Annotated in this window: 2 protein-coding genes and 1 pseudogene; 2 read left to right on the top strand and 1 reads right to left on the bottom strand. The window is 43.6% G+C overall.

Annotated features, from left to right (window positions below):
- Window positions 1–182, top strand: a 182-nt coding sequence (locus FTU91_RS16390; protein ID WP_180082858.1) for a transposase domain-containing protein, incomplete at its 5' end; no start/stop codon positions are given.
- Window positions 183–321: 139 nt separating this feature from the next.
- Complete coding sequence (locus FTU91_RS16395; protein WP_180082859.1) at window positions 322–681, top strand: DNA transfer protein p32; 360 nt, start codon at window positions 322–324, stop codon at window positions 679–681.
- 50 nt (window positions 682–731) lie between these two features.
- Here FTU91_RS16395 and FTU91_RS16400 read toward each other — a convergent pair.
- Window positions 732–1,188, bottom strand: a pseudogene (locus FTU91_RS16400) (PaaI family thioesterase).
- Between the last annotated feature and the right edge of the window lie 102 nt (window positions 1,189–1,290).

Genomic DNA, 1,290 nt, shown 5'->3' on the forward strand with positions numbered 1-1,290 from the left:
TTGCTGGCTCGCTGCGCAGCGGCCAGCGAGCGGCGAATATCATGACTTTAATCCAGTCAGCAAAGCTGAATGGCTTGGATCCGTATGCCTATTTAAGTGATGTGCTGAAAAAGCTGCCGACACACAAGGTGACCCAAATTGAAGAATTGCTGCCGCACTGCTGGAAACCTGAATCGAATTAAAAATTGGTATGGGATTCAGCGGACGCTTACAAATTAAATTACAACATTCAACATTAAAACTTGGAAAAGTAACATTACGCGGATATTAACTTCACACTCATGACGTATGCTGTAACAAATAGCCAAAAGGACATATCTCATGAAAAAGTTAATGAGCGTGATGGCAATGGCAACTCTGTCGACTTTTATGCTGGCAGGGTGTGATTCTATGTCTCCAAGAGAGCAACGTATTGGCGCAGCTGCACTCGGTGGTGCTGTTGGCGGTGGTGTGGGGAATAAAGTTGGTGGCGGTATCGGTGCAGCTGTCGGTGGTGGTGCCGGTGCAGCAGTAGGCAGTAAAACCCAAGGTGGTTCTAACCGTAATGCGACCTATAGTGGAGTCGGTGGTGCTATTGGTTCTGCGGTGGGTAAAAGTATCTTTGGGGGTAATGCCGGGGCTGCCATTGGTGGTGCCATTGGTGGTGGAGCAGGTGCAGCCATTGAAGAGAAAAAACGTTAATGAAGTTTGAAAATCTGATAAAAAGCGCTTGTTAATCAGGCACTTTTTTGTCAATTATGGCTGGCCTGTGATTTTTTTCGGCGGATATAGATGGTTTTTTCTACCTCGGCAATCCGTACGCCCGATTCATCAAAAATATTTACATGATAGTTTCGGTATACCGGGGCGTGATTTTCAGCAAGTCGCTTAATCTGGTCAATTTCTGTTGGATCGAGACGAATATCGGCATACTGTACCACGATCGGGTGAGAGGAATTGTATGGATGCAGATTTATCCCACACAATGTATTTTGAACCCAGATGATGCATCAAAATCAGCATATAAAACGGATCGACCATTGCATATAAACTGCCGCCAAAATGTACACCGACGACATTTTGATTTTTACGGGTTAGTGGCATTTTGATGCGAATATGGTAATTCGCCAGATCAACTTTATCGATTTCAATCCCTGTGCTGCGGTAAGGCGCATAGCGATTTAAGAGCCTATCCAGTATTAATTTCATTCTTTTTTAGCACTTAAAAAAAGAATTTGTTAAAATTATTCAATGAGAAAACCATATCCCAGCGACATTAGTCGAGAAGCCTTTAAAGAAATTGAACCGTTA

This window comes from Acinetobacter sp. YH12201, from assembly GCF_013418145.1.
GTDB lineage: Bacteria > Pseudomonadota > Gammaproteobacteria > Pseudomonadales > Moraxellaceae > Acinetobacter.

What these genes read in the sequence shown, in the direction of transcription:
- FTU91_RS16395 (WP_180082859.1), top strand. Translation starts at nt 322, where the DNA reads ATGAAAAAGTTAATGAGCGTGATGGCAATGGCAACTCTGTCGACTTTT.